At 38.8% G+C, this 26,478-nt stretch carries 21 protein-coding genes; 7 read left to right on the top strand and 14 right to left on the bottom strand.

The genetic code is table 11. From position 1 onward, the window contains the following. The first annotated feature begins 121 nt into the window (after positions 1-121). The gene (gene fbp, locus AC6I5C_RS03685; RefSeq protein ID WP_053976328.1) at positions 122-1,135 is read left to right on the top strand and encodes a class 1 fructose-bisphosphatase; all 1,014 of its coding nucleotides are present in this window, start codon (positions 122-124) and stop codon (positions 1,133-1,135) included. Positions 1,136-1,185: 50 nt separating this feature from the next. On the opposite strand, the gene AC6I5C_RS03680 is transcribed toward fbp, so the two are convergent. Continuing rightward, positions 1,186-1,617: a tellurite resistance TerB family protein gene (locus tag AC6I5C_RS03680; protein ID WP_053976329.1), complete on the bottom strand. Its 432-nt coding sequence runs from the start codon at positions 1,615-1,617 to the stop codon at positions 1,186-1,188. Positions 1,618-1,946: 329 nt separating this feature from the next. On the opposite strand from AC6I5C_RS03680, the gene mfd reads away from it, so the two are divergent. The 3 genes from mfd to AC6I5C_RS03665 all read left to right on the top strand — a co-directional run bounded on the left by mfd (position 1,947) and on the right by AC6I5C_RS03665 (position 7,546). Beyond that, on the top strand, positions 1,947-5,312 hold the full coding sequence (mfd, locus tag AC6I5C_RS03675) for a transcription-repair coupling factor (protein ID WP_497903997.1): 3,366 nt from the start codon (positions 1,947-1,949) through the stop codon (positions 5,310-5,312). Then, positions 5,309-6,172 carry a DMT family transporter gene (locus tag AC6I5C_RS03670; RefSeq protein WP_497903996.1) on the top strand — a complete coding sequence of 288 codons (864 nt, stop codon included), beginning with the start codon at positions 5,309-5,311 and terminating at the stop codon, positions 6,170-6,172. Before mfd ends, AC6I5C_RS03670 begins: the two co-directional genes overlap by 4 nt. A gap of 69 nt (positions 6,173-6,241) precedes the next feature. Beyond that, positions 6,242-7,546: a TlpA family protein disulfide reductase gene (locus AC6I5C_RS03665; protein WP_497903995.1), complete on the top strand. Its 1,305-nt coding sequence runs from the start codon at positions 6,242-6,244 to the stop codon at positions 7,544-7,546. Between the two features lie 42 nt (positions 7,547-7,588). On the opposite strand, the gene lysM is transcribed toward AC6I5C_RS03665, so the two are convergent. Continuing rightward, on the bottom strand, positions 7,589-8,074 hold the full coding sequence (gene lysM, locus AC6I5C_RS03660; protein WP_497903994.1) for a peptidoglycan-binding protein LysM: 486 nt from the start codon (positions 8,072-8,074) through the stop codon (positions 7,589-7,591). Between the two features lie 624 nt (positions 8,075-8,698). Here lysM and AC6I5C_RS03655 point away from each other — a divergent pair. Next, a complete protein-coding gene (locus AC6I5C_RS03655) occupies positions 8,699-9,700 on the top strand; it encodes an NAD(P)H-dependent glycerol-3-phosphate dehydrogenase (RefSeq protein ID WP_053976335.1) in 1,002 nt (333 codons plus the stop codon). Positions 9,701-9,706: 6 nt separating this feature from the next. Here AC6I5C_RS03655 and AC6I5C_RS03650 read toward each other — a convergent pair whose 3' ends face one another. From AC6I5C_RS03650 to AC6I5C_RS03615, 8 genes are all read right to left on the bottom strand, one after another. Continuing rightward, the gene (locus AC6I5C_RS03650) at positions 9,707-10,102 is read right to left on the bottom strand and encodes a hypothetical protein (RefSeq protein ID WP_053977074.1); all 396 of its coding nucleotides are present in this window, start codon (positions 10,100-10,102) and stop codon (positions 9,707-9,709) included. A 55-nt stretch (positions 10,103-10,157) separates the two neighbouring features. Beyond that, positions 10,158-10,751: a TetR/AcrR family transcriptional regulator gene (locus AC6I5C_RS03645; RefSeq protein WP_497903993.1), complete on the bottom strand. Its 594-nt coding sequence runs from the start codon at positions 10,749-10,751 to the stop codon at positions 10,158-10,160. Between the two features lie 17 nt (positions 10,752-10,768). Then, the gene (locus tag AC6I5C_RS03640) at positions 10,769-12,184 is read right to left on the bottom strand and encodes an efflux transporter outer membrane subunit (protein ID WP_497903992.1); all 1,416 of its coding nucleotides are present in this window, start codon (positions 12,182-12,184) and stop codon (positions 10,769-10,771) included. A 4-nt stretch (positions 12,185-12,188) separates the two neighbouring features. Beyond that, complete coding sequence (locus AC6I5C_RS03635) at positions 12,189-15,329, bottom strand: efflux RND transporter permease subunit (RefSeq protein WP_497903991.1); 3,141 nt, start codon at positions 15,327-15,329, stop codon at positions 12,189-12,191. Between the two features lie 18 nt (positions 15,330-15,347). Next, on the bottom strand, positions 15,348-16,475 hold the full coding sequence (locus tag AC6I5C_RS03630) for an efflux RND transporter periplasmic adaptor subunit (RefSeq protein ID WP_497903990.1): 1,128 nt from the start codon (positions 16,473-16,475) through the stop codon (positions 15,348-15,350). A gap of 16 nt (positions 16,476-16,491) precedes the next feature. Next, positions 16,492-16,998 carry a GbsR/MarR family transcriptional regulator gene (locus tag AC6I5C_RS03625; protein ID WP_497903989.1) on the bottom strand — a complete coding sequence of 169 codons (507 nt, stop codon included), beginning with the start codon at positions 16,996-16,998 and terminating at the stop codon, positions 16,492-16,494. Between the two features lie 120 nt (positions 16,999-17,118). Beyond that, positions 17,119-18,138 carry a phenylalanine--tRNA ligase subunit alpha gene (gene pheS / locus AC6I5C_RS03620; protein WP_497903988.1) on the bottom strand — a complete coding sequence of 340 codons (1,020 nt, stop codon included), beginning with the start codon at positions 18,136-18,138 and terminating at the stop codon, positions 17,119-17,121. Between the two features lie 35 nt (positions 18,139-18,173). Continuing rightward, complete coding sequence (locus AC6I5C_RS03615; protein ID WP_076662490.1) at positions 18,174-18,530, bottom strand: hypothetical protein; 357 nt, start codon at positions 18,528-18,530, stop codon at positions 18,174-18,176. 110 nt (positions 18,531-18,640) lie between these two features. Between AC6I5C_RS03615 and AC6I5C_RS03610 the strand changes: the two genes are divergently transcribed. Continuing rightward, the gene (locus AC6I5C_RS03610; protein WP_076662491.1) at positions 18,641-19,180 is read left to right on the top strand and encodes a CvpA family protein; all 540 of its coding nucleotides are present in this window, start codon (positions 18,641-18,643) and stop codon (positions 19,178-19,180) included. On the opposite strand, the gene AC6I5C_RS03605 is transcribed toward AC6I5C_RS03610, so the two are convergent. The 4 genes from AC6I5C_RS03605 to AC6I5C_RS03590 are packed head-to-tail and all read right to left on the bottom strand — an operon-like array spanning position 19,177 to position 24,270. Next, positions 19,177-21,369, bottom strand: coding sequence for a PepSY domain-containing protein (locus AC6I5C_RS03605; protein WP_497903987.1), 2,193 nt, complete (start codon positions 21,367-21,369; stop codon positions 19,177-19,179). The genes AC6I5C_RS03610 and AC6I5C_RS03605 overlap by 4 nt on opposite strands. Positions 21,370-21,380: 11 nt before the next feature. Further along, the gene (locus AC6I5C_RS03600; protein ID WP_497903986.1) at positions 21,381-21,866 is read right to left on the bottom strand and encodes a DUF2271 domain-containing protein; all 486 of its coding nucleotides are present in this window, start codon (positions 21,864-21,866) and stop codon (positions 21,381-21,383) included. 12 nt (positions 21,867-21,878) lie between these two features. Then, complete coding sequence (locus tag AC6I5C_RS03595) at positions 21,879-23,360, bottom strand: ankyrin repeat domain-containing protein (RefSeq protein WP_497903985.1); 1,482 nt, start codon at positions 23,358-23,360, stop codon at positions 21,879-21,881. Between the two features lie 4 nt (positions 23,361-23,364). Further along, a complete protein-coding gene (locus tag AC6I5C_RS03590) occupies positions 23,365-24,270 on the bottom strand; it encodes a DUF6607 family protein (RefSeq protein WP_497903984.1) in 906 nt (301 codons plus the stop codon). A gap of 73 nt (positions 24,271-24,343) precedes the next feature. Between AC6I5C_RS03590 and AC6I5C_RS03585 the strand changes: the two genes are divergently transcribed. Continuing rightward, positions 24,344-26,476 carry a TonB-dependent receptor plug domain-containing protein gene (locus tag AC6I5C_RS03585; protein WP_497903983.1) on the top strand — a complete coding sequence of 711 codons (2,133 nt, stop codon included), beginning with the start codon at positions 24,344-24,346 and terminating at the stop codon, positions 26,474-26,476. The last annotated feature ends 2 nt before the right edge of the window (positions 26,477-26,478 follow it).

Below are 26,478 nucleotides of genomic sequence, written 5' to 3'. Positions count from 1 at the left end.
TATTAGATATCTAATTTCAAATATAATTTAAACTTAAAAATATGCCGTGATAATTGTTTACGAAAACGTTGTAGTTGCGTAAAATTCTCCGATATTTGCAAAAACCAAAGGATTTACTTTCATGTCTCATAAACATCAAACTCTAGGTGAGTTTATCATAGAAAATCAAGCCGCATTTAAATATTCAACAGGAGAACTTTCCCGACTTATCAACTCAATTAGGTTAGCTGCCAAAGTGGTTAACCACGAAGTGAACAAAGCCGGATTGGTAGACATCATCGGTGCTGTTGGCGACACCAATGTACAGGGTGAAGACCAACAAAAATTGGATGTTCTAGCCAATGAAAAGTTCATTCAAACCCTTACCAAACGAAATATTGTTTGCGGTATTGCCAGTGAAGAGGAAGAAGATTTCATTTCCATCAACTCGCAGGACAAAAACAACCAAAACAAATATGTAGTACTTATTGACCCTCTGGACGGCTCTTCCAATATCGATGTGAATGTGTCTGTAGGGACCATTTTTTCGGTATACAGACGTGTTACCCCTGTAGGTACTCCGGTAACTATGGAAGATTTCCTACAAAAGGGAAACCAACAGGTTGCCGCTGGTTATGTGGTTTACGGAACCTCTACCATGTTGGTATATTCTACCGGCGCAGGAGTAAATGGTTTCACATTGAACCCCGCCATTGGAACGTTTTACCTATCGCATCCCAACATGCAATTTCCATTGGACGGCAGTATTTACTCAGTGAACGAAGGAAACTATATTCACTTTCCACAAGGAATTAAGGACTACATTAAATATTGCCAAAAGGAAGAAGGAGATAGACCTTACACCTCAAGATACATTGGTTCTTTAGTATCCGATTTCCACAGAAATATGATTAAGGGCGGCATTTATATGTATCCAAAATGTTCACCAAAAACCAACGGAAAATTGCGCTTGTTATACGAATGCAACCCAATGGCCTTTATTGCTGAACAAGCCAACGGAAAAGCTAGTGATGGTTACACCAGAATATTGGACATCCAGCCTACCGAATTGCACCAACGCGTTCCCTTTATCTGCGGCAGCAAACACATGGTGGAAAAAGCAGAAGAATTCGTTCAACTAGCCGACCCAAAATAAAAAAAGCGAACCATTTGGTTCGCTTTTCTTTTTAATTTATTTGTAAGCAATTATTTGTTCATTGCTTTCATTTCATCTTTGAAGATTTCAATGTCCACACCTTCCTGTACCAAATGTAAAGCCTTATCGGTAATGTATTTGGCGTTGTCTGGTCTAAAACCAAGACCTACACAAAATTTCTCCAACATGTTCACTTGGTCAGCAGATTGGATGTGATCTACCCATACCATTCTAGCCAAATCAAACAAACGCTCCAAACGCAATTCGTAAGAGGTTGGAGGGTTAATTGGATGTGTTTTATAATCCTTAAGTATGGTTGCATATTCATGGTCATCAATACCTAAGTTTCTTGCCAATCTATCTAAAAACGCGCGTTCTTCTTCATTGATAATTCCATCACTCATGGCAACCCTTACAATTGCTGCAAAATGATCTTCATTACGTTTTTTAAATCCACTGTCAAATAAATCTGAAATCGACATATATTCTCTTTTTTAAAAGTCGTGCAAATATAGTTAAACTTGTAGGCTTTTAAAACATAAATTTCGCTTTTTTAAAATCACTTCACAAAAGCCTCTAAAACACACATAAAACCCTGCAATACAACCCTATAAAAACGCCCCATTTTCCCAATAGACAGCACAATCAATAGCCTGCCACTCCTTAAAAAAGCAAATCCTCCTATTCCTTCCACAGAATTTTTTGCACCAAAAACACACCGAAAAATGATGATTTTCATCTTCATTTAAGGCCCTTGAAGATTACGGTTTAATTCAATTCTAACCTTTATATTTGCATAAAATATACTGCCTTGAGTAAAACCGTTCTCTCGCAAACCTATGCACAGATGTTGCAAACGCAAAATCTGCAGACTGCTATTGCCCAAAATCAAAATTCAGACAAACAAAACAGTTCTTCCAAAACCCATTTAAAAGGGTTGGTGGGCTCGTCACTATCGTTTGTAATTGCCGAAACCTTTCAACAAACAGACCTTCCCTTTTTACTGGTTTTTAATGATAAGGAAGAAGCTGCTTTTTACCTCAACGACTTGGAATTACTGTTGGGAGATAAGGATGTTTTGTTCTACCCTGGAAGTTACAGGCGCCCCTACCAAATAGAAGAAACAGACAATGCCAATGTATTGTTGAGGGCCGAAGTTTTAAACCGAATCAATTCCAGAAAAAAACCGGCTGTGATTGTCACCTATCCGGATGCCTTGTTTGAAAAGGTGGTAACCAGGAAGGAACTTGAGAAAAACACGCTTAAGATTTCGGTAAACGATAAACTTTCTATTGATTTTGTCAATGAAATCCTGTTTGAATATAAATTCAAACGTGTCGATTTTGTTACCGAACCAGGAGAGTTTTCGGTGCGAGGGGGAATTGTAGACGTGTTTTCATTTTCGCATGACGAACCTTACCGTATAGAGTTTTTTGGAGATGAAGTAGACAGTATCCGAACGTTTGATGTAGAGAGCCAATTGTCTACAGAACAGATCAAGAAAATCACCATCATCCCGAACGTCGCCAACAAGCTTTTGGAAGAAAGTCGCCAGAGTTTTTTCAACTATATCTCGAAAAAATCGGTGGTGTTTATCAAAAATGCCGACATGCTCTTTGGCCGTATCGATGAGTTTTTCAAAAAGGCGGAAGAGGCCTTTGAGAAGTTAAGCACAGAAATCAAGCATTCCGAACCTGAAGAATTGTTTTGTCATTCAGAACTGTTTAAAAAGCAACTTTTAGACTTTTCAATTGTTGAATTTGGTACGACTTCTTATTTCAATTCGGGTTCCAACGGTAAAGAAATTGTTTACAACACCACGCCACAGCCGTCCTTCAACAAACAATTTGATGTCCTGATAGACAACCTAAACACCAACTACAGCAAAGGCTACACCAATTATATTGCCTGCGTGAGTGAGCAACAGGCCAAACGGTTCCATGACATTTTTGACGACATGGATCAGGAGGTACATTACGAAACTATTGTACTGTCCTTATATCAAGGTTTCGTAGACCAAGACAATAAAATTACCTGCTACACGGACCATCAAATTTTTGAACGTTACCACAAATTCCAACTTAAAAATGGCTACGCCAAAAAACAGGCTATTACCTTAAAGGAACTCACCAATTTGGAAATTGGCGACTATGTAACCCACATTGATCACGGCATAGGAAAATTTGGTGGACTTCAAAAAATTGAGGTGGAAGGCAAAAAACAGGAAGCCATCAAACTCATTTATGGTGAAAGAGATGTACTATACTTGAGTATCCACTCCCTTCATAAAATCACCAAGTTCAACGGTAAGGATGGCAAGCCTCCAAAGGTTCACAAACTGGGTAGTAAAGCTTGGAAAACCCTAAAACAAAAGACGAAGTCTAGAGTTAAGGAAATTGCATTTAATCTAATTCAGCTTTACGCCAAAAGAAAACTGGAAAAAGGATTCCAATACAATCCAGATAGTTATCTGCAACATGAGTTGGAAGCCTCCTTCCTCTACGAAGACACTCCAGATCAAAGTACTGCTACGGCTGATATCAAATCGGACATGGAAAGTGAACGCCCCATGGATCGCTTGGTTTGTGGAGATGTTGGTTTTGGAAAAACCGAAGTGGCTATTCGTGCCGCCTTTAAAGCGGTAGATAATGGAAAACAAGTAGCCGTTTTGGTACCCACCACCATTTTGGCCTACCAACACTTCCGCACCTTTAGGGAACGCTTAAAAGATTTTCCTGTAACCGTAGATTATGTCAACCGTTTTAGGACCGCCAAAGAAAAGCGCACTACCCTAGAAAATCTAGAAAGTGGTGGTGTTGACATCATCATTGGAACACATCAATTGGCCAACAAAACGGTGAAGTTTAAAAATCTTGGCTTGCTAATTGTTGATGAGGAACAAAAATTTGGAGTGGCTGTTAAAGAGCGCCTTAAAACCCTTAAGGACAACGTAGATGTGCTAACGCTTACGGCAACCCCTATTCCTAGAACCTTGCAGTTTAGCTTAATGGCGGCTAGGGATCTTTCGGTGATCACCACACCTCCGCCAAATAGATACCCTATTGAAAGTCATGTCATTCGTTTTAGCGAGGAAACCATCCGTGATGCGGTGAGCTATGAGATTGAGCGTGGCGGGCAGATTTTCTTCATACATAATCGTATAGAAAACATTAAGGAAGTCGCTGGATTGATCCAGCGCTTGGTACCCGATGCGAAGGTTGCTATTGGCCACGGACAAATGGACGGTAAAAAATTGGAAGAACTTATGCTGTCTTTCATCAATGGAGAATTTGACGTGCTCGTGAGTACTACCATTATTGAAAGTGGTTTGGATGTGCCAAATGCCAATACCATTTTCATCAACAATGCCAATAATTTTGGATTGAGTGACCTGCACCAAATGCGTGGTCGTGTAGGCCGAAGCAACAAAAAAGCATTTTGCTATTTCATTACCCCTGAATATTCTGCCATGACCCCCGATGCTCGAAAGCGTATTACCGCTTTGGAACAGTTTTCTGAATTAGGTAGTGGCTTCAACATCGCAATGAAAGATTTGGAAATCCGTGGTGCTGGAGATTTGTTGGGTGGTGAACAAAGTGGATTTATCAACGATATTGGTTTTGATACCTATCAAAAGATATTACATGAAGCCATTGAGGAGCTTAAGGAAAATGAATTCAAGGACCTTTACCCAGACGATGGCAAAGAAAAAGAGTACGTAAAGGACATTACCATCGACACCGATTTTGAATTGCTTTTCCCTGATGATTATATCAATAACATTACGGAGCGCCTCAACCTGTACACCCAACTTAACGAGATAAAAACCGAAGAAGCGCTGCAAAAGTTTGAAACCGAATTGGTAGATCGTTTTGGTGAATTGCCATTCCAGGTGGTGGATCTTTTAAACAGTGTTCGAATTAAATGGATTGCAGCCAAAATGGGACTTGAAAAGGTAGTGATGAAAAAAGGCAAACTTATTGGCTACTTCATCAGCGACCAGCAAAGCAACTTTTACCAAAGTCCTGGTTTTACAAAAATATTGCAATATGTACAGTCCAATCCACAGGCCTGTAAAATGAAAGAAAAAGAAACACGTGCCGGACTAAGATTGTTGTTAACCTTCGACCATATAAAAACCGTGAAACAAGCACTAAGCATGCTACAAAACATATGAAAGGAAGCCATGTAACGAATATCTTTTGGCTAACCCTTGCTACTATTTTTATTAGCACTTCAGGAGCTTTGGGCAAGTACATTGACATGCCCACAACGGTCATCATTTGGTGGCGCTCTATTTTGGCTGCAGTGTTCTTATTTCTCTATTGTTATTTCAAGAAGATTCCTTTAGAAATCCATTCCAAGGACCGGTTTACTTTTTTGCTAAGTGGATTACTCATGGGAGGACATTGGATTACGTATTTCTATGCCCTAAAGCTTTCCAATGTTGCCATTGGAATGTTATCCCTATTCACTTTTCCCGTAATTACAGCATTATTGGAGCCCCTATTTTCCAAAGTAAAATTTGACCCCATACATCTATTGTTAGGTGGACTTGTGGGTTTTGGCATTTATATGCTAGCCCCAGAATTCAGTTTAGAAAGTGGTCAGTTTAAAGGTGCACTGTTTGGTATGGCTTCGGCTGTTTGCTACTCCATTCGCATCTTGATTTTAAAACAACATGTGGTACGCTATAATGGCATCATGCTCATGTTTTATCAAGTAGCTATTTTATCCATTGCATTGCTTCCGTTTATAGGGTTGTTTGGTTTTGGAAACGTATCCGAACAATTTCCCTATGTATTGATGCTTGCCTTGGTAACCACAGCTATTGGCCATACTTTGTTTATCCAAAGTTTACGCTTTTTCAAAGCCAGTACCGCCAGCATCATTAGCAGTACACAACCTATTTTCGGGATCTTGATTGCCTTTTTATTTTTAAATGAAAGGCCTACTTGGAATACCTTTATTGGAGGAACATTAATTATATTTACCGTTATGATCGAGAGTTTTCGATCTTATAAAAAACAAGCTTAAGCCTATTTTGGCGCAATTATTGAACCGAAGTTGCCATACCAACTTTCAATGCTTAATTAAAAAAATCCTATGAAAACAATCGTTCAGCTTTTATTGCTTTTACCTACCCTACTTTTGGCCCAACATAAAGTTTCTGGAAAATTCACCCCAGCGAAAGACTATACCTATGCCCTACTTTATGAAGCGACTCCAACAGGTACTAATTTTATAGATAAAAGTGAAATTGAGAAGGATGGCAGTTTTCATATCCAACTGGACAGTTCTGTAAAACCCGGCATTTATAAAATTGTGTATGCCCTTCCTCCGGAAGAATACAATTTCGACTTAATTTATAATGGCAAGGAAGACGTAGCTCTCAATTTTAGTATTGAAACAGGTTTGGAATTCACAACTTCCAATGAAAACAAACTATGGTCTTCATATACCAAGAGTATGGAGTTGGTAAACATGGCCATCAGCAATTTTTATTCACAAGAAAGCACCGATCAAACAGCCTATAAGGATATTTTCAAAACTTTGGAAGATACCCAAAAAGGGTTTGAAGATGCTTCAAAAGGCACTATGGCTAATACCTTTATTAAAGCCAACGCCCCATACATTCCCTCGAGCTTTGAAGATCTGCCTACCTACTCACAAAATTTAAAGCGCACCTATTTTCAAAACGTAAATTTCTCCAATCCCCTTTTACTAAGTTCCAATTTCCTGAATGATAGAGTGCTTGCGTATGTCTTTGGAATGGCTTCAAGTACCGACAACAAAGTCTATATTGCCAATGTAGACTCCTTGATGTCTCAAATGAAAGGAACAGATCCTGTAGTGCAGACCACCTTGTTAAACACCGTTTGGCAACGTTTTGTAATGATGGAAAATACCGAAGTTTCCAATTACATCATTGACACTTATTTGGAAGATCTAGCAGAGCAAACCAACAATGGGGAACTAAGCCGGGAAATTATCAATTACAAGAAAAACGCCGTAGGCAATAAAGCCCAAAATTTTGATATCACACTTACAAAAAGGAATAAGGCAATAAACACCACTTTGTATGATTTAGATACTGCCGATCGTTACCTAATCATCTTTTGGAGCAGTACTTGCTCACATTGTTTAGCCGAATTGCCTGAAGTAAAAACCATCATTCCTGAAGACTTACAAGTTATTGCCATTGGCTTGGAAAATGATGACAAAACTTGGTCGTCTGAAAAATTGAACTACCCTAATTTCATCCATGTATTGGCATTGGGCAAATGGGACAACAAAATAGCCGATGATTATAATGTTACCGGAACACCTTCATATTTCTTATTGAACAAAGACAAAACCATCATCGCTAAGCCTTATGACTTGGAAGAACTTAAAGAGGATTTAAAATAAAAGCCCAATTTCCATTGGGCTTTTGCTTTTTTGAGGCATAAATCAATTTAAATGCGGGATACGTAACACCTGCCCCGGATAAATTTTGTCGGGATCTTCGAGCATGGGCTTATTGGCATCAAAAATAAGGGGGTACTTCATGGCATTACCGTAATATTGTTTGGCAACCTTTCCTAAAGTATCTCCACTTTTTACTGTATAAAACTGGGCTTCGGGTTCCTTATGTTCTACTGACATTTGGTCGTCCACCGCAGCAATCCCAGCTGTGTTACCTACTACCAAAACCACTTTTTCCTTGGTTGCTTGATCGTAGGCCATTCCAGTAACCGTTGCCATATCACCAGAAACACCCACTTTTAAACCACTCACCTTCAAGTCAAGGTCGGTAATAGTTTCCTCTAAACTTTTAGCTGCTGCAGCTTCTGCTTCCAACTTAGCCGCCGTAGCTTCGGCTGCTTCTTCAGCCTCCGTTTTCCCAATGCCAAAAACACTGGCACCCGCATCTTTAATGAATGAAAATAACCCCATAACTATTTGATTTTTAATTATTAACAAATGATTAATGTAAAATTCAAAAAATAAAAAGTCAATTCCAATAAAAGTTACTAACTAAAAAAGTAAGAAAAGAAGAAACGCTCACTCGAAGAAATCGAAGTGAGCGTTTTAGGAAACTAAATAACCAACCAAAATTTAGTTTCTATCGTTATATTTTTTTTCTAATGAGCTTAGAAATATTGTTTCAATCTATTTTGAAAAGTGCCAGTTCAACAATTATATTTTGAGTAGCACTCTCAATCTTAAGAACGCCCAAAGAAACAAAATAGTTATTTAACAAATCATAATCTAATGTTAAAGTTTTAAGTTACGAATTATCGACCACATTCACAACACTTTAACCCTAAAATAACGAGCTAAATATAGTAAAGTTTGGACCAATATAACCTAATTTTTTCATAAAAAAAGTACAGAAATTTCCTAAATCTTCCCGAAACCTCATATAAATTCAAAAAAATGTTTGGTTTAAACCACTTTAGCTCCTCTTTTTAAGCTTAGAATCGCATCAAAACCAGTTTTATCAGGAATGGACTTCAGGCTTTGGTAACCTTTAAGACTTATATTTTATGTATTTTTGGCCTACAAATTTGTGACGAGATGAGCAAACCATTAAAATATGCCGTTTTTGGAGCGGGAAGCTGGGCCACTGCCATAGTAAAAATGCTATGCGAAAACCTAGATGAAGTGGGCTGGTATATGCGCAGTGTTTACATTAAGGGACATCTTGAAAAAGAACAACATAACCCTAGTTACCTTAGCTCGGTTGAGTTTCATTTGAACCAATTGAAATTGAGCAACGACATCAATGAAATAGCCGAGTATGCCGATGTATTGATCTTTGCCATTCCTTCGGCGTTCATGCATTCGGAACTTGAAAAACTAACTACCGATATTTCTGAAAAAATTGTAGTTTCCGCCGTAAAAGGAATCATTCCTGAATCTGGGTTATTGGTTGGCGAGCATTTCCACGATATTTACAATATTCCTTTTGAAAATATAGCCGTGATTGCAGGGCCATGTCACGCCGAAGAAGTTGCTTTGGAGCGCTTGTCCTACCTGACCATTTCCTGTGCCGATTCCAGCAAGGCTAAAACCATTGCCAAAACCTTATCTAGCGATTATATCCGCACCAAAATAAGCGATGATATCATTGGTGTTGAATATGCTGTTATGTTAAAGAACATCTATGCTATTGCAGCGGGTATTGCCCATGGATTGGGATATGGAGACAATTTCCAAAGTGTTTTGATGAGCAACGCCATTCGTGAGATGAAACGTTTTATCAAGAAGATGCACAAAATGAAACGCAACATCAACAATTCGGCTTATTTGGGCGATTTGTTGGTAACTGGTTATTCTGTTTTTTCCCGTAACCGAATGTTTGGAAACATGATTGGTAAAGGCTATACAGTAAAGTCTGCACAAATGGAAATGAGTATGGTTGCCGAAGGTTATTACGCCACCAAAAGTGCTCATTTACTTAACGAGAAAAACAACAAGAAGACCAATCTCCCCATTATAAATGCCGTATATGGTATTTTATACGAAGGAAAAGAGCCTAAAAAGGTCTTTAAAAAGTTGACGGAAAAGTTAGACTAATCCAACTTATTTTACCAAAACACCTCTTTCCTGCATCAGTGGGATGGTTTGCAATGCATTTTTGTTGATGGTATTTTTTCTAAACAAATAGGTTTTGTCAAACATGGTATTGCCTTCAAAAAAGGTAATCTTGAACTCGTTGTTAAGTGCCAACAGTTCATCTGGCATAAACTCAATTTTTGCAAAACTTCTGGCAGGAAGCATTTTTAAGGTATGTCTCATTACTGGAGTTTCCTTGCTCTCGCTATACCCTTTGGAAACAATCAACACCGTATCCAAATCCACATCTTTATTATTGATGATGTAGGCATTCCAATCTTGAGTTTGGTGTACTTTGTTGAATTCATTCACCACCGCTACATAAACCTCTTCTACTTTTGGTATCTGGATATCTTTTTTCATGAGATTGTTTCTTCTTTTAGGCTTGATAATTTTTGCAAAATTAGTCAAAAACAAGCTATTCAAAATAAGGATTTGAATAATTTGGCTCCGTAAACCCTCGAAGGTTATATACAATTAAATGGTTTAGGATTTCTCTTTTGTTATAGATTTCGAAGAGATTGTTATTTCTAAAGGCAATGGCATCAATTCTTAAAAAGTACAGTTCGCAGACCAACTTTAAATTTACACCTGGCTTGATATATCCCTTTTCTTTAGCCGACTGAAGTAATTTGTAGACGATTTCGAACACAAACATTTCGGAAAAATCAGCGAATACCTGATCTGCCTTTGGATAGTACTTTTTGATACCAAATAAAAAAGAGGGCTTGAAATACCTCAAGTACTCAAACCCTCTTTCATAAATTAAAATAATGCACAAAATAGGATCATCAATATTATCCTGAATCACCTCGTTAATTTCTGCTGTGTAATTCTCAACCAAAACCGATAAGCTCTCAGCTACCAGTTCTTCCTTATTCTTAAAGTGCTTATAAATGGTTTTTTTGGAAATGCCCATAACCTCTGCCAGATCATCCAATGTAAAACGCTTGCTTCCAAATTTGGTGAAATTTGTAATGGAGCATTCTAAGATGTCGCTTTTTAAGGTCATAGATTCATATTTAAAGTTTATTTCCAGCCACCACCTAAAGATTCATAAAGCGTCACTACAGTTTGCAATTGCTGCAACTTGCTATTGATAACATTCAGCTCCGCACTAAGCGCGCTTTCTCTGGCGGTCAATAAATCCAAATAGGTTCCAAAACCGTTGTTCAATAATTCTTCAGAGTTACTCTCGGCTTGTCGTAAAGCTTCTACTTCATTCTGTCTGAATTCGTATTTCTTGGTTTCTGCTTCGTAGGCATAAAGTGCATTAGACACTTCTCCTCCAGCAACCAACAAAGTCTTTTTAAAACTCAATAAAGCTTGTTCTTGTTGTGCCAATGCCACTTCCTGTTGAGTCCTAATTTTACGTTGATTGAAAATAGGCTGGGTCAACCCTCCTACTAGATTCGCAAATAATGATCCCGTATCAAACCAGTTATTAAACTCAAGACTTTGAAATCCCCCCGTAGCTGTTAACGTTAAGGATGGGTAGAAATTGGTTCTAGCTACATTGGTCATTTCAAAGGCTTGGACCAAGCTATACTCTGCCGCCATAACGTCTGGTCTGTTTCTCAACAACAAAGAAGGCACTCCCAATTTCATTTCTGTATCGATGCTTTGACCTTGCAGTTGGCTTCTCTCAAACTGTTGGGGTTGTTTGCCCAATAAAAGAGCCAAGGTATTTTCTGTTGCAAAAATAGCCGTTTCAATATCTACTTGTAAAGCCTTGGCATTGTTCAACTGCGCAATATTTTGGTCTACTGCCACCTGTGTCACCTGCCCAGCATCCTTCAAGGCTTTAATGGTTTCTACACTACGCTCCCTATTTTCAATGGTAGCTTTAGTCACTTCCAATTGCGCATCCAAGGCCAATAGTTGGTAGTAGGTACTGGCAATACTAGAAACCAATCTCGTTTTTACGGCTTGGTGTGCCGCTACACTTTGCAGGAAACTAGCTTGTGAGGCTCTTTTTTGACTTCTAATTTTCCCCCAAATATCGGCTTCCCATGAAAGGTTAGTCGATAATTGATACTGTTGCAAAGAACCGTTAAAAAAAGCTCCGAACTGACTGTTCTTTGCCAACTCTTGATGCGTTAAGGAAGCGTCTGCCCCAACACTAGGCCAAAAACTAGCCCTTGCTTGTTTGACATATGATTCTGCCGCAGCCATTTGCTGAATGGCAATTCTGATATCCAAATTGTTGTGCAATCCCTCTTCGATATACTGACTCAAATAAGTATCTGTAAATAACTCTTTCCAGGACACATCAGCCATAGACAAACTATCTGTAGGCAAATTATCTGTTCTGTATAGGTGCTCCGTTTCCTCTAACTCTGGGCGTTCATAATTTTTCGTAACGAAACAACTTTGCAGTGTTACAGAAGCGAATACGATCAGCGCAACCTTGGTTAGGGTTTTATGTTTTATAATGGATGTCATACAATTAATCTTCTTTAGTTTGTTCTATTACTGCTGGCTTACTGGATACTTTTTCTTGTAGCCATTGGAATAAAATAAAGAGGATTGGTATTACAAAAATCCCCAATATTGTTCCTATCAACATTCCTCCTGCAGCTCCACTACCAATAGAATTGTTCCCTTCGGCACCAACCCCTTTCGCTAACACCAAGGGCATTAAGCCTAAAATAAAGGCAAACGAGGTCATTAAAATGGGTCTTAAACGCGCTTGGGCACCATGTATGGCGGCATCAGGAATACTTTCGCCATTACGTCGGCGCTGTACCGCAAACTCCACAATTAAAATAGCATTCTTGGCCAATAACCCAACCAACATGATTAAGGCAATCTGGAAGTAGATATTGTTCTGTAAGCCCATCATTTTTGTAGTAAAGAAGGCTCCAAACACACCTAAAGGCAGGGATAAAATAACCGCTAATGGCAACAAATAACTTTCGTATTGGGCGGCCAGCAAGAAGTATACAAAGACCACACACAATATGAAAATAAGTACGGTTTGGTTCCCCGCATTTACTTCTTCACGTGTTAAACCAGAATAAGCCACATCGTACTGTGTTGGCAGACTTTTCAGTTCTTCTTCAATGATGCTAATAGCGTCTCCTGTACTAAATCCAGGATTTGAAGCTCCCGAAATTTTGGTAGAATTATAAAGGTTGAAACGAGTTACCGATTGTGGTCCATACACTCGTTTCAGTTTTACAAATTGGGTAATTGGCGTCATTTCTCCGCTACCTGTTTTTATATACAGTTCGTTTAGAGATTCCTTTTGCGAACGACTTTCCGGCGGCGCTTGAACATATACACGGTACTGCTTTCCAAATCTGGAAAAGTCGGCGGCATAAACTCCACCAATATACCCTTGCATGGTAGCAAAAATAGAACTGATAGGCACATCATATTTTTTGGCCAACGGTACGTTAATCTCCATTTCGTACTGAGGATATTTGGTATTGAATGACGACTGTCCGTATTGAATGGCCGGATGCTGCATTAAACGCCCAATAAAATCTTGGGTAGCAGCTTCCAGTTCGGTAAAACTACCTCCAGATTTATCCAATAAATTCATTTCGAAACCAGAAGACAATCCAAAACCAGGAATACTCGGTGGAGCAAAGAAGATAATTTGAGCTTCCGGTATGCCCGCTGCAATCCCAAATAATTTACCTACAATGGCAGAAGATGATTCGTCTTCGTTTTCACGCTCATCCCACTTTTCCAGTTTTATAAATCCTAAACCATAGTTGGAACCAGTTCCACTAATCAAACTTCTACCGTTGATAACAGTAACGCCTTTTACTCCCGGCACTTCTTTAGCTCTACGGTACATATCCTGCATTACCATATTGGTACGGTCCATAGACGATCCGGCAGGCAATTCAACATTCATAAAGATGATTCCCCTATCTTCATCTGGGACAAATCCTGTTGGTGTAGTATTGGCTGTCCACCAAATGCCTACAGCAGCAAGTATTAAAAGAAAAGCAGAGATCCATTTATTTTTATACAAGAATCGTAAAGACTTACCATAACGTGCTGTGGTGGCACTGAAACCTTTGTTGAAACGGTCGTAAAATCCTTGCAGAAAACTTTTCTTTTCATGTTCGTTTTCATCGTGACCTTTCAAAAACAGGGCACATAAGGCCGGACTCAAAGTCAAGGCGTTAACTGCCGAAATCAAAATAGCGACAATAAGGGTTACCCCAAACTGCTCGTAAAACACACCTGTTGGTCCTTGCACAAAGGTTACAGGAATAAATACCGCTGCCATTACCAAAGTAATGGAAATAATAGCTCCAGATATTTCGTGCATGGCGTTTAAGGTTGCCTGTTTGGCACTAGGCTCGCCTTCATCCAATTTGGCATGAACCGCTTCTACCACCACAATGGCGTCATCCACCACAATACCAATAGCCAATACCAACGCAAATAAGGTCAATAAGTTAATAGAGTAACCAAAAACGCCTAAAAAGAAAAACGTACCAATAATAGCCACGGGTACTGCAATGGCAGGAATTAACGTAGACCTAAAATCCTGAAGGAAGATAAACACCATAATAAACACCAAGATAAATGCTTCAATAAGGGTATGTTTTACCTTGTTCATTGAAGCAGTAAGAAATTCGTTGGTGTCGTAATTGATCACATAATTCACCCCTTCTGGGAAATCTTGTGACAAGCGCTTCAATTCTGATTGAATTTCCTTAATGATCTCCTGGGCATTAGACCCAGCCGTTTGGTAAATCCCCATGTTGATACTAGGATAGCCATCCGTAAACCCATACGAATCGTAAGACTGTGCATCTAATTGAATTTCGGCAACATCCTTTAATCGTAAATATTCACCATTGTCCAATGCCTTAATGACGATATTATTATATTGATCCTCAGACTTAAATCGGCCGCTATATGTAATGGTATAGGTAAACGATTGTCCTGAGTTTTGCCCTAAAGCACCAGCAGAAGCTTCCAAACTCTGTTCCTTTAAAGCCGCTGTGACATCCGAAGGCAACAAATTAAAGGCCGCCAATTTTTCTGGTTTCAACCAAATACGCATGGCGTAATCTTGGCTACCGAACACGTTTACATTACCAACACCCTTCACCCTTTGCAGGGACGGAATCACATTAATTTTCAAATAATTCTGAAGAAAGGTGGCATTATAATTTTCATTTTCTGAATAAACAGACATGAACATCAAGGCACTGGTTTGTTGCTTTTGTGTTAACACCCCTGTTTGAATAACCTCCTGCGGCAATAACGGATTGGCTCTCGCCACACGGTTTTGAACGTTAACCGCTGCAATATCCGGATCGGTTTCCTGATCGAAATATACGGTTATAGAAGCTGTACCAGCATTCGAGGCCGTCGAGGTTATATAGGTCATTCCTTCAACCCCGTTAATCTGTTCCTCAATAGGAATGATCACACTTTCCATAATGGTTTCGGCACTCGCACCTGGATAGGTAGTATTTACCGTAATAGTTGGTGGGGCGATATCAGGATATTGCTCTACGGGCAGTGTAAAAAAGCCCAACACCCCTAAAATGACTATGATGATGGATATTACGGTAGACAATACCGGTCTCTCTATAAATGTTTTTAACATATGTCCTTTTCTAAAAGATTATTGAAATAAAGGGGGAATAGGTTTTGCAACGCTATCGAAAGCAACTTCCTGTGGCTGTATGACCGTATTGTTTCTTAATTTCCCTGTACCACTAGCTACTATTCTGTCACCTTTTGAAACACCCGAACCAACTAGGTACAAATAATTGTTTTTATCCTTAATACTAATTGGGGTTGCCACAGTTTTGTTTTCGGCATTTACAGTATATACAAAAGTTTGTCCCTGTTGCTCAAAGGTAGCCGATTGCGGTATCACCACTACATTTTCGTATTCGTTGGGGATGCTAATTGTTCCACTATTACCGTTAGTAATCAATCCAGTAGGATTGTCAAAAATGGCTCTAAAACTAACGGTCCCCGTGCTAACATCGATTTGGCCAGTTACGGTTTGTATGGTCCCTTCCTTTTTGTACTCAAATCCGTTGGCCAATGTCAGTTTCACTTTTGGAAAATTAGCGACTTTCTCTTTAAGCGTATTACCTGGAGTATTTTGTAAAAAGTCTAGGTATTCCGTTTCATTCATTGAAAAGAAAGCATAGATTTGGTTGATATCAGACACCGTGGTCAAGGGCTTCTGGCTAGTCGCACTGACCAATGAACCTTCCCTAAATTGTATGGCACCAACCACCCCATTCACTGGGCTTTTTACCGTAGCGTAACCAATATTGGCATTAATGCTATTGTAGGTACTTTGAGCCTGTGCCAATTGCGCTTTGGCCGTTTCCAATTGTACATTGCTAATAATCCCTTTCTCTACAAGAGGCTTTATTTTTTCAACCTCAACCCTTGCCACATTAACAGCAGCTTTGGCGGCATCGGCATCCTGACTTAGGGATTGTGTTTCCAGTTTAAATAAAGGTTGCCCCTTTTTTACTGTTTGGCCCTCGTCAACTAAAACCTCCTGAATGTAACCACTCACTTTGGCTCTTACCTCACTACTAATGATTCCTTCTATACTGGTAGGATATGTTACAAAAGTAGTGACCGTTTTTTGAGGTACAACGGTTACCGGAAATGGCTTTGGCTGTTGTTGCTGCGGTGCCACCTGCTTATTATCGTTACCACACCCCATAAAAAACATCGCCGCCAATGTAAGCGACAGTATAGTAATTCTTCCTTTTCTCATATTTGTATTTAATTGTTTAGTGCTGCTCTTCTGATTGTTTATCTATGATTTTATTTTTTAAACCTGTTACCGCTCCAATAATCTCATCTAGAAACATGATATAATTATTGTGAAATTCCAAATCGAACTTTTTTTGTTCCTCTTCTGAAACAGCGTTGACATTTTCTTTATAGGTTTTTATTTCAAGGTGTAAGTCACGGATGGATGACCACATATCTATAAGTCCGTTGATATGCTGAAAAATACTGTCACTACTAACGATATAGTATTTTTTGCGGTCTCCAACCTTTGTAAAGTAGGTGAGTTTCTTTAAATCCAATAAATGGTTTAGATGTGTGGAAATGGTGCTCTTACTAGCACATAAATCGGTTACTAGATCATCAAAGGTCAAACCCGATTTCCCAGTAAGTATGGCATAGGAAACAATGCGCGCCGCTACGGGAGCCAACTTATCATTATTCTCAATAAGCACCCCTAATTTTTCGACCAGCCTTTGCTTCTCTTTGAGTAAATCTGCTTCCATAACCAAAAGATTTACACAAAAATAAGTTTAGTTCGGAAAAAACCGAACCAACTAGTCGTTAAAAAATTGTTAAATAAAAAAGCCGGCACTAACCGGCTTCCTACATATATAAGTAATTTCTTAAAATGCTGATTTAAACTGCTCTAAAAAGCGCACATCGTTTTCACTCAACAATCTAATATCATTGATTTGATGCAATAACATTGCAATACGATCAATCCCAACTCCAAAGGCAAAACCAGAATACACTTTTGGATCGATGTTGCAGTTTGTTAAAACATTAGGATCTACCATCCCGCAGCCTCCAATTTCCAACCAACCGGTCCCTTTGGTAATTCGGTAATCAGATTCTGTTTCCAATCCCCAGTACACATCAATTTCTGCACTTGGCTCGGTAAATGGGAAGTATGATGGTCTTAATCTAATTTTAGATTTCCCGAACATCTCCGTAGTGAAATATTGTAAAGTCTGTTTTAAGTCTGCAAAACTTACATCCTTATCAATATACAATCCCTCTACTTGGTGGAAGAAACAGTGAGAACGTGCCGAAATAGCTTCATTTCTATACACTCTTCCTGGAGAAATCGTTCTGATAGGCGGCTTGTGTTCTTCCATGTAACGCACCTGTACAGAACTGGTGTGGGTACGCAACAGAATATCAGGATTGGTTTGAATAAAGAACGTATCCTGCATATCTCGTGCCGGATGGTATTCTGGAAGATTCAATGCGGTAAAGTTGTGCCAGTCGTCTTCAATTTCTGGTCCTTCACTTACATTAAAACCGATGCGCGAAAAAATATCGATAATTTGATTTTTCACAATCGACACCGGATGTCTTGCGCCCAATTCAATAGGTTCTCCAGGACGGGACAAATCGCCATAAACACCTTTCACCTCTTCCTTGGCTTCCAACTCCTCCTTTAAAGCGTTCACCTTTTCCTCGGCGGTCTTTTTAAGGGCATTGATTACCTGACCAAATTCTTTCTTTTGGTCGTTGGCAACATTTTTAAATTCCGCAAAATACTCCTTCAACAAGCCTTTAGACCCCAAATATTTAATTCGGAACGCTTCAACTTCCTCTTTGGATTGCGCCTTAAAATCTTCTGCTTCAGCAATTAATTCTTTAATCTTTTCTATCATGATATCCTTTGAAATGACTGCAAATTTAATAAATCTTATTCTATATATTCTGCTTCCACAAAATAGTTAACAATGGCTTCCTTCATCAACACCGACTGCTCGCCTGCCTTTAAAAAAGGTAAGGCTTCCTTCACCTTGTAATGTGGCCATTTATCTTCGTCATAATAATCAAATTCGTAGTAACCATAAGGTTCCAACAAACGGCAAATGGCAATGTGCATTAAATCCACTTTATGGTCCTTTTTAAATCGGCGCCCCAATTGGCCCAATTCCTGCACTCCGATAAGATAAATTATAGCATCAAGGTCCAACGTATCCCCATCGGCAAATTGTTTGGACAGTTTTTCAACCACCAAATCCCATCGTTGTTTTAATTGTTCGTCTCTTGACATAGCTTTTAAAAAGGGCAAAGTTACTAAACATCGTGCTACCTAAGGACATCTCTTCCAAAAAAAGAAGATAAGTGCCCCAAATGTGTATATTTGTTGAAATTGTTGACCCCATGAGTGTAATTGACATTGTTTTAGGAGCCTTACTGCTTTTTGGAATTATTAGAGGTTTTCTAAAAGGGCTTTTTGTAGAAGTAGCCTCTTTGATCGCCCTGGTTGCTGGTGTTTTCGGCGCCATGCATTTTAGCAACTATGCCGCCAATTTTTTGAAAAGTAAAGTAGATTGGGATGAAAACACCATAACCATTACAGCCTTTGCCATTACGTTTGTGGTGATTGTATTGTTGATCGCTCTTGCAGGGAAAGCGCTTACCAAATTAGCCGATTTTGCGGCTTTGGGAATCATCAATAAATTGTTAGGCGCCCTTTTTGGAGGTTTAAAGATAGGCTTGATCTTAAGTGTTATTCTGATTGTTTACGAACGCATGAATAACTCCATGCCTTTTGCTAATGAAAAGCAATTTGAAGATTCCATACTTTACAGCCCTGTAAAGTCTTTAGCACCCATGATATTTCCCGCCTTTTTAAATCCAGACCAAATGGAAGGCCTACTTGAAGGGGATTCTAAAACCGAAGAAGACAGTAACGATTAGTAACAATCCATTTTCAGTTGCCCTTGTGCCTGATAAAAACTTAAGGGTTTATGGGTAAACTCTACACAAATAGATTCCAAAACTCCCAAAACTCCTTTTTGCATTGCCAAAGACCCGCAGATCATAACAACCCCACCATTATAAAGGGTTTGAGCTATTTCAGAAGCATTGTCATGCAGTTTGTCCTGCACATAGCATTGCTCAGCTTCACGGGAAAGCACCAACTCAAAGTCGCTTAATTTTTTCTCAATCAACAAGGCTTCTATTTCAGGTCTATATAAATTGAAAGACGCCTGAGTTCGTAAACCTAAATAGAGTTTGGTTTCCCTATGCTTTTTATTTTGATGGAGCATTCCCAGAAAGGGCGCCACTCCCGTACCATTGGCTATAAGGATGACCTTTGGTACCTTAACAGGAAAATGAAACGACGTATTTTTAATAATTTTTGCCTTGAATTTATCTCCTACCACCAAATCATTTAGGTAATTGGAACCCAAACCATGGCCGTAGAATTTAATGCTCAATTGAATGTTTCCATCAACCTTCCCCATAGAATACAACCGTTCCCGATAATCATTCTTTGGGTAGATGGCTAACAAATCCCCTGAGCTAAATTGCTGTGTTTTTTTGGGTTTTAATTTGAGTAGAAAGGTATTGTCTGGACTATCAGCAATCTCTGTTTTCCCCACAACCTTAAATGTTTTGGTCTGCTTTTTATTTTGAACTAAGGCTTCCTGTGGAAGTTCCAAACTCAAGCCTACTTTAGAGCTCCATGTACTCACAAACTGATGGAACGTTTCCATCGATTTGTCGTGAATAGCCGTAATTTCCATGGTTCTTTCAAAATCCACCTCCATAGCTTTATCTATATCAAAAGCGAATTGACAAAAATTCGGATAGGCCAAAGACCCAAAACCAACTACTGTAAATCCACAAGTATTCAACTGTTTGATACTTTGCAAACGTTCCAAAAACTTATCGGCATTGGTGGGTGCTTCTCCATGTCCGTAAGTCGCCGTAAAAACAATAAGATGTTTCGCTTTTGGAAATTGAGTATAATTGTTCAGTTCCGTAATAAACACCTTTTCACCAGCTTCCAACAATTGTTTGTAAAACGCATTGGCAAATTGCATAGTCGAACCATTTTCGGAGCCTACCAAAATGATGTATTGACATTCCTCTCTTCGGAATTTATTCTTTAATCCCGACGCACGACGCTTCAAGGTCATATTAAACCCAGAATAAATAAAAAACAAGATATTGATACTGGCCAAACCCAAAATAAAAGCCCAAATCGTATTGCCCTTACCTGTATGCAACACCATACTTAGATTGGAAACCACTTCCACCATGGGTGCTTTCAAGCTACTTAACACTTCTCCTGTGTATTGGTTCACTACCAACTCTTCCTGTTTTAACGTTAAGGTGAAATAATCCTCCACATCGTCAGAAAAGGGAAATTCCAATGTTTCAACTTCAGAAAGTGGTGTGTTTTGGAACAATTTAAATTCAGAAACATCACGTTTTGGAGTCTCTGAAATTGTATTAAAATCAATCGTGTGCTTTTCCTTGCTTTCTGGCAACAGATTGAATTTTTCCAAAGACAGATATACCCCAGTAAGGGTAATGATAATGATAGGAACTAAGGACAGACGTCCCAGTACCACATGCCAATACTGACTAAAATTCTCGTTGACTATCTTGGCAAAAAACTGTTGGATGCCTCTTTGCCGTTTCACTATTAGAATGGTCCCGGTAATAGCAATCACAAACAGTAAAAAAGAGCACAGTCCCACAAAAAAACGGCCGACACTCTTTAAAAATAAAGACCTATGAAAATTAGTTACCCATTGAAAAAATTTGGAAGGCTCCGATTTCTGTCCTAAAAACTCAGCCGTAATTGGGTTAAAATATCCTTCCAAGTTGTCTCCTTCTTCCGTGAATACCGAAGCCATTACAAAATGGTTGGCATCTACGTTGATTTCGATAACTTCAGGATAGGTTTCCTTAAATACCTCAACGGTTTGGGCCAAAGAAACCTCATCCAAATCGGCAACCTTGTAAGGTACCATTTGTTCAGAAATAGGCTGAAACGCCAAAATGGCCCCAGTTATGGAAGCCAAAAGGATAAAAACAACAGAAGATACAGCCAATGCTAGGTGACTGTATCTCCAAATTGAAATGGTCATATTAAGTTTGTTTAATTAGGCATCATGCGGACATAGCGAATAAACCCTGTGCCTTCCATTTTACCTTTTACGGTTTCGGATGTTAATGGAAATTCAACATCCTGCGTGTAATATTCCTGGTCTTCCACAGCGGTTTCAAAACGAATGCTATAACCGGCATCAATTTTGGAATCTTCGATTTCGATGACATTAATACTACGCTCTCCCCCAGAGATCGTAGCGCCTGTAATGGCATCGATATTGTTACGCTTTTTACCATAAAACTTCCACCAAGATTCCAAGGTATTGTACCACTCATTATCATCTCCCTGCACAAACAGTGTTTGCTCATAGTCTCCTGCTGGATTGATCAATGAAATGGCTACATAAGCACCTTCCCCTGTATAATTGGTCAATTGGATCATGCATTTATATTTGGTAGATGGCCCTTGATTGGTGAAGGACACCAACCCAAAAACCGCTACCAATACTACTGCTATCAAACGTATATTCTTCATTCTGTAAATGTCTTATTTTAAAAATTCTATTGAAATGTTATTGCTCTTCAACAATTCATTTTCCTGGGCCAACTCGTAGGCCGTTTCCTCAAATTCGGTCATTAGGGTTTTGTTGGCTCCCTGTGCAACCAAGAACTTCATAATACTATCGTCGGAAGCTTTCATTGCGGCTAAATGCAAAGCAGTGTTCCCTTCGCCATTTTTGGCATTCACATCTATTTTCATTTCCGAAGCCATTTTCAAAAGGTCCAAATTCCCTTTTTCAACAGCCATATGATACCATGTATTTCCATTTCTTTGGGTTTGCCCCAACTGTAATCCATGTTTTTCTAGACTGTTTAATTTTTCTGAAAACTCCTTAGGGTTCCTAGTTGAATAGGAATTGACCAACGCGTAGACCAAACTATTTCCCTCGTTATCTACAACATCTATTTTCGCTCCTCTTTTCATCATGAAATTAACCACTTCAACCGTATTTCCTTCCACAGCATAAAACAAAGCCGTTTGTCCTTTTTTGTTGGCGTGATTGATATCCTCAAGGTTTTTGGACAGCAGTTGCACCATGTCCAAATTATTACGGTAAGCGGCATTCATAAAAGGTGTATTTCCATTATGATCTCCTTCATTCACATCCAAACCTTTCTCCAAGAGATAGCGTATCAATTCTTCATCCTTACTTCTTGAAGTCAAAATATGTAAAGGTGTCTGCCCTTCTCTATTGATAACATTAGGATTAAGACCTTGTTCTTCTAAAAACTTATAGACTTCAATACCATTGGTCTTTCCTCTGGTTCCATAGGCTGCAAACATAAAAGCTTGGTTATTTCCTTTTATGCCTCTACCCTGTAAAGCTTCCAAAGCTTCCAAATTGCCTGTTCTGGCAACATAATTAAAAATTCCATTTCCATCTCTATCCACGCTATTGATATCCAATCCCTTTTTTTGAAAATATTCAACCAATTGAAAATCTTGATCATTAGGAGCCACCAACAACAAAGCATTGGCACCATTTGGAGTTACATCCTTTTTTAGGTTAGCACCATTGGCCAGACAAAGGTCATACACCGCTGTATTCTTTTGGCCCGAAGAGGCTGCAAAATTCAAAATGGTATTTCCTTTATCATCCTTGATATCGGTTTTGGCACCATGTTGCAACAAGTATTCCATGACTTCGGTATTCCCTTTATAAGCTGCCCAGAAAATATAGGTACGCCCATCGTGGGTCAATTTATTTACATCATTGCCTTTCTGCGCCATCAAATAAGTTATGGTATTAAACGGTGCATCTTCCAAAATGGCATAAACCACAGCATCAAAATTATTAGCATTGGCCTGGGCAGGGTCATTTCCTTCGGCAATTTTTTCTTTTACCACGGCAACATCTGGCTGCGATTTCCAGAAGTCACGACTTAAAAAAGCATTATCCTGTGAAAACGACTGTATCCCCAGTAGCAACATGGCACCGAGGATACAGGATTTAAAACAACTATTCATAAGTTTATTTTACAAAAGATTCAATTAACGGATTGATCTCCTCCACTGTTTGGTATTTTTCAGCATCAAACAAATATTTAAACAATACTTTGTTATCAACTTTTTCCTCCAAATATAAGTCTTTATGTCTAGCAAACACTTCATCCCACTTAGCTCTTACCAAAGCCCATTTAGCCTGATTGGTACTCCAGTAATCTTGAGCCGCTTTACACATGCTATCGTCAACTTTTACATAGATATTGTACCCCTTTTCCTGAGCCAAAACCTTATCTTCTTTTCCTTCCTCACGCACTAACTTGTCGTTGTCTTGGTTGTGGATCCAACCGTTATCGGTGATTTCGTGACGATTTCTTCTTACAGTTACATTATAATCACTACGTTGGGTATACTCACGTCTTGGTAGTGGCGCAGTTGTAGTATTTTCCCAATAGCTTTTGCCATCTACGTGTACCCAAGTCGCAGTCCCTTCATATCTTGGGCTATCGTCCACTTGAAATACTTTTTGAGTCCACTGTCCTTTTACTTCACTTTTCGGCAAACTTTGGTAGCTCCACTTATTATTATGGTCGTACACATACAAATCGGTGTTTTCGAATTCCCAATCCTGCCTCCAGTGCTTTACAATATGAGGCGCCTCCGAAGGTCCTACAATCAATAAATGCTGCAGGGAAATTTTATCCTTGCTGTCCTCTACCAATTGTACCCACTCCAAACCTCTATCGTGTTTTGTTTTGGAAGGCACGTAAGTTGAATCTCCTGAATACTCAAAAGTTTCGGCAAAATTGAAGTTTACCTTATAACAGCCACACATATCTTTAATGGCTTGTTGATCTTGCTTCTTCTTGTTTTGGGCATTTAGGTTCACACTAAGAAATAATGCCGCTGCGACTAATGGAAAAATACGTTTCATTGAGAAAATTTTATTCTTATTTAGATTGATTTAAAATAACATTGATATATTTGCACCGCAAAACTAATCAAGAATGAGTCTAAATAAAAATAAAATTGTCGTTTATTTTTTACTTTTTTTAAGCCGCTTCGCCTTTTCACAGGAAGTAACACAAGACTCTACCCAAGTTGAAGCTCTATCCGAAGTAGTAGTTACAGGGCAGTACAATCCCCAGTCCATTAAAAAATCGGTTCACAATGTTATTGTTATAAAAAGGGAACAAATAGACAATCAGGCAGCCAATAATCTGGCCGATTTGCTCAATTTCAACCTGAACCTTACCATCCTACCAAGCTCACAGACTGGAAAATCAACCATTTCCTTCTTTGGTTTGGATTCCCAATACTTTAATATTCTCGTTGATAACATTCCTTTGGTAAGTGATAACGGACTTGGTAACAATATTGATTTAACGCAAATCAACCTAGACGATATTGAGCGCATCGAAATTGTGGAAGGTGCTATGGGTGTGGAATACGGAGCTAATGCAGTTTCTGGTGTCATTAACATCATTACCAAAAAATCCATTGACAGCAATTGGAAATTGGAAGCTTTAGTCCAAGAGGAAACCGTAAGCGATGAATATGCTTGGTTTGATGAGGGAAGACATATACAAGGCCTAAACCTAGCTCACAATTTCTCTGATAAATGGTTCGCTAAAATAGGCTTTAACCGTAACCAATTTGCAGGTTTTTTGAATGATAGACAAGGAAAAGATCATTACTTAACAGATAGTTTGCGCGGATACGAATGGTTGCCAAAAACCCAATTTACAAGTGGAGCCATGGTCAATTATAAAGTAAACAGATTTAACCTCAATTATAAGTTTGAATATTTTAGTGAGACCCTAAATTTTTACGACCAAGCCGTAAGATCCAATTACGACGTTCCTTCGCAAACCATAAACCCTTCGTCTACAGATAAAATATATACCACCAAACGATTAGTCAACAATATAAACCTTAATGGTACATTAAAATCTGGAGGAAATTACCAAGCTTCCCTTTCCTATCAACAACAGGAACGTGACCTAAATCAATTCACCTATTTCATCCTTAGCGAAACAAAAACGGATGAAGCTGACACTACCTACCAATCCAGTAAAGTATTCTTTTCTAAAGGTACCATGAGCAACTTGCTAAAAAGCAAAGCATTCAATTTTCAGTTGGGCTATGAGACCCGTTATATTGAAGGATTTGACACCAAAGCTTCAGGAGACTACACCCAAAATAACAAAACTCATACTCAAGGGAATTACGCTTTGTTTGGCTCATCGGAATTCCAATTTAGCAAAGCCATTTCTTTACGACCAGGATTACGTTACGAGTACAATACAAAGTACCGCTCCAAAACAACAGCTAGTTTAAGTGCTCGCTATTTAATGCCTCATGGATTTGAGCTTAGAGCCAATGTAGGAACTTCTTATAGAACTCCAAATTTTGAAGAGCTCTATTACTATTTTGTGGATTCCAACCATGACGTTAGGGGAAATGAAAACTTAGACCCCGAAAACGGAATTACCACTTTTATAAACTTAAAAAAACGCAGTTACATCAACAACACTTCTTTACTAAACTCAATAAAATTGAGCTATATAGATGTTCAGGATAAAATTGATCTAGCCGTGGTAAATACTCTTCCACTTCAATATCAATACATCAATATAGACAGGTATACACTATGGGGACTCACCTCAGACAATGCCATAAACACAGATCGTTGGACACTTAAATTGGGAGCTACCCTACAAGGCATTTCACGTGTCAACAACAATGAAATCAATGGCAATGACAATTTTCTATATGCCTACCAAATCAATACAAGCAGTACTTATCACCTAAAAGAATGGAACACCTTTATCACCATGCTTTTTAAATACCAAGGCCCCACTCAGAGATATGTCCAATCAGATGAAGATGAAGATGGGAATGCATTATTCACCCAACAAACCACCGATGGTTATGGTTGGCTGGACGCTTCTGCTAAAAAATCATTTTTTAAAGAAAGACTAACAGCCACTTTAGGAGCTAGAAACCTTTTGGACATCACCAGTGTGAATATTAGCAATTCTAGTTCCGGAGGTACCCACTCATCTGGGAGCCAATCGCTGCTACTGGGTTACGGACGCTCATATTATTTAAAACTATTATATAATCTGAATTTTTAAAA

It is taken from the genome of Mangrovimonas sp. sgz306409 (genome assembly GCF_059735265.1).
The sequence above is the reverse complement of the archived record's forward strand: the minus strand, read 5'-3'. Positions and strand labels throughout refer to the sequence as shown.